Annotated in this window: 3 protein-coding genes; all 3 read left to right on the forward strand. The window is 59.1% G+C overall.

Annotation, left to right across the window (positions count from 1 at the left end; all coding sequences use genetic code 11):
- Nucleotides 1-219: hypothetical protein (locus C5F46_RS16810; RefSeq protein ID WP_181317777.1), on the forward strand; the 219-nt coding region annotated here is incomplete at its 5' end.
- A 3-nt stretch (nucleotides 220-222) separates the two neighbouring features.
- Nucleotides 223-2,268 carry a pseudomurein-binding repeat-containing protein gene (locus tag C5F46_RS15850; protein ID WP_107326266.1) on the forward strand — a complete coding sequence of 682 codons (2,046 nt, stop codon included), beginning with the start codon at nucleotides 223-225 and terminating at the stop codon, nucleotides 2,266-2,268.
- The coding region (locus tag C5F46_RS15855; RefSeq protein WP_107326267.1) for a hypothetical protein at nucleotides 2,261-3,061 on the forward strand (801 nt) is incomplete at its 3' end. The genes C5F46_RS15850 and C5F46_RS15855, both read left to right, overlap by 8 nt.

Raw genomic sequence — 3,061 nt, forward strand, 5'->3', positions numbered from 1 at the left:
CGGGTTAAATGGGCTACAGTCAGGACAAGCAGCGGATCCGGGTTTTCCGCGTTCCATTCCTTTGACGCTGCAGTCGCCAGTGAGAACACCATCAAACAGCAACTGGCCAAATGTGCTGAATGGCTGGGTGGTGAATTCTATCTGGCCAAAGAAGATGATATTGAAGCGGCGTGGCATGCTGCGCATGCGTCAGTGCACATTGGTGGCGGCAAGGTATGAATAATGCAGAAAAATAGTGTCCCCTCTGTCTCCGTCACCTATGCCCGCAACGGCAGTTCGACCAAGGCCAACGAACTCGGCATGCGCGTCATGCAGGAGCGCGCCTATGAAAAGCGGGGCGAGCAGTACCTGTTGATCAAGTCGCCACCCGCGTCAGGCAAAAGCCGGGCGCTGATGTTCATCGCACTCGACAAGCTGCACAATCAGGGCCTGAAGCAGGCGATCATCGTGGTGCCGGAAAAATCCATCGGGTCCAGCTTCGCCGACGAGCCGCTGTCGAAGTTCGGCTTCTGGGCCGATTGGAAGGTCGAGCCGCGGTGGAACCTTTGCAACTCGCCAGGCACGGATGGCGGCAAGGTGAATTCGGTTGGCGCGTTTCTGGAAAGCAGCGACCGCGTATTGGTCTGCACACATGCGACCTTCCGCTTTGCCGTGGAGCGCTTCGGGGTCGAGGCCTTTGACGACCGCTTGGTCGCCATCGACGAATTCCACCATGTCAGCGCCAACCCCGACAACAAGCTGGGCGGGCACCTCGGATCATTCATGGCGCGAGACAAGGCCCACATCGTGGCCATGACCGGCAGCTATTTCCGGGGCGACGCCGAGGCAGTGCTGATGCCGACCGACGAGGCCAAGTTCGAGACGGTGACCTATACCTACTACGAGCAGCTGAACGGCTATGAGCACCTGAAGAACCTCGACATTGGCTATTTCTTCTACAACGGCCCCTATGTTGACGACATCCTACGGGTGCTGGACCCGGCCCAGAAGACCATCCTGCACATCCCGAACGTGAATGCCCGCGAAAGCACAAAGGACAAGCATCGCGAGGTGGAGCACATCCTCGACGCCCTTGGTGATTGGCAGGGCACCGATCCGGTGACCGGTTTCCAGTTGGTCAAGGTGCCAGACGGCCGGGTGCTGCGCATCGCCGACCTGGTCGATGACGAAGGCCCGCGGCGCGACCGAGTGTCGGCGGCGCTGAAAGACCCCGCCCAGAAGATGAACCGCGATCACGTCGACATCATCATCGCGCTGGGCATGGCGAAGGAAGGGTTCGACTGGATCTGGTGCGAACACGCCCTGACCGTTGGCTATCGGGCCAGCCTGACCGAGGTGGTGCAAATCATCGGCCGCGCCACCCGCGATGCGCCGGGCAAGGTGACGGCACGCTTCACGAACCTGATCGCCGAACCCGATGCATCGGAAGGGGCGGTGACCGAGGCGGTGAACGACACGCTGAAGGCGATTGCCGCCAGCTTGCTCATGGAACAGGTTCTGGCGCCACGCTTTGAATTCAAGCCCAAGACGGTGGCCAGCACGGCCGAGCCAGGCTTCGACTATGGCGAAGCAGGCTACGATCCGACGAAATGTAATGTCGGGTTCAATCCGACCAGCGGCAAGTTCCAGATCGAGATCAAGGGTCTGGCAGAACCGAAAAGCGAGTTCGCGCAGCGCGTCTGCACACAGGATCTGAACGAGGTGATCACTGCCTTTGTCCAGGACAAGACCACCATCGAGCGCGGACTGTTCGATTCCGAAATGGTCCCGGAAGAGCTGACGCAAGTTCGCATGGGCAAGATCGTGAAGGACAGATACCCGCAGTTGGATGACCACGATCAGGAAGCGGTGCGGCAGCATGCCGTTGCGGCGCTGAACCTGACGCAAAAGGCCAAAGAGCTAGCCCTTTCCGGCAATGACCCGGAGCGGACGGGCAACACTGCCCTCATTGATGGTGTCAGGAAGTTCATGAATGTCCGGGATTTGGACATCGACTTGATCGACCGGATCAACCCATTTGGCGAAGCGTACGCGATCCTTGCCAAGACGATGAGCGAAGAAAGCCTCAAGCGTGTGGCGGCGGTGATTTCCGCAAAGAAGGTGAACCTGACGCCCGAAGAGGCGCGCGACCTTGCCAAAAGGGCCCTGAAATTCAAGCAAGAGCGCGGACGTCTTCCATCAATTACCTCGATGGACGCCTGGGAAAAGCGTATGGCAGAAGGCGTCGCATTCCTTGCCCGCATGAAAGCTGAAGCTGCAAATGGCTGATTTTACTGACGAAGATGATGCACTCCTGGCGGAGCTTGGCGTTGAAGTCGAGGCCAAGCGGGTCGGATCGCGCACGCCGCTGCAGGAACGGATCATCGCGGGCTTCGAGGACATCCAGCGATTTGTGGAAGAGCATGGCCATGCCCCGTGCCATGGAGAGGCGCGAGACATTTTTGAGCGGATTTATGCCGTTCGTCTTGACCGGATTGCACAGTTGCCCGAATGCCGCGATCTAGTCGCTCCCCTCGATCATCAAGGCCTGTTGAGCGGTCATGCAACCGCATCGGACGATGACGAAGCAGACGAACTGGACGATGACGCCTTGCTGGCAGCGCTGGGCGTTGATGATGAATTGTCGGACATCACCGATCTGCGCCACGTTCGGCCGAGCGCCGAAAAGCGGGCGGCAGAGGAAATCGCCAACCGTGAACGTTGCGCAAACTTCGCCATCTTCAAGCCATTGTTTGAGCAGGTTCAGCGCGATCTGGATCAGGGCGTCCGGACTGCGCGCAGGTTCGAACGAAAATCAGAAATCGAGCCAGGCAGGTTCTTCATCCTCGGAGGCCAGAAGGCCTACGTCGCGGAGAAGGGGAAGGTCGAGATCAATGCCAACGGCAATTCGGATGCACGTCTGCGGGTGATTTTCGACAATGGAACGGAAAGCAACCTGCTCATGCGGTCGCTGCAAAAAGCACTTACCTCTGACGAGGCAGGCCGCCGCATCGACGATCCTGTTGCCGGGCCGCTATTCGCCGACCAGCAACAGGAAGGAGACGCAGCCAGTGGCACGATC

It is taken from the genome of Phaeovulum veldkampii DSM 11550 (assembly GCF_003034995.1).
Classification (GTDB): domain Bacteria; phylum Pseudomonadota; class Alphaproteobacteria; order Rhodobacterales; family Rhodobacteraceae; genus Phaeovulum; species Phaeovulum veldkampii.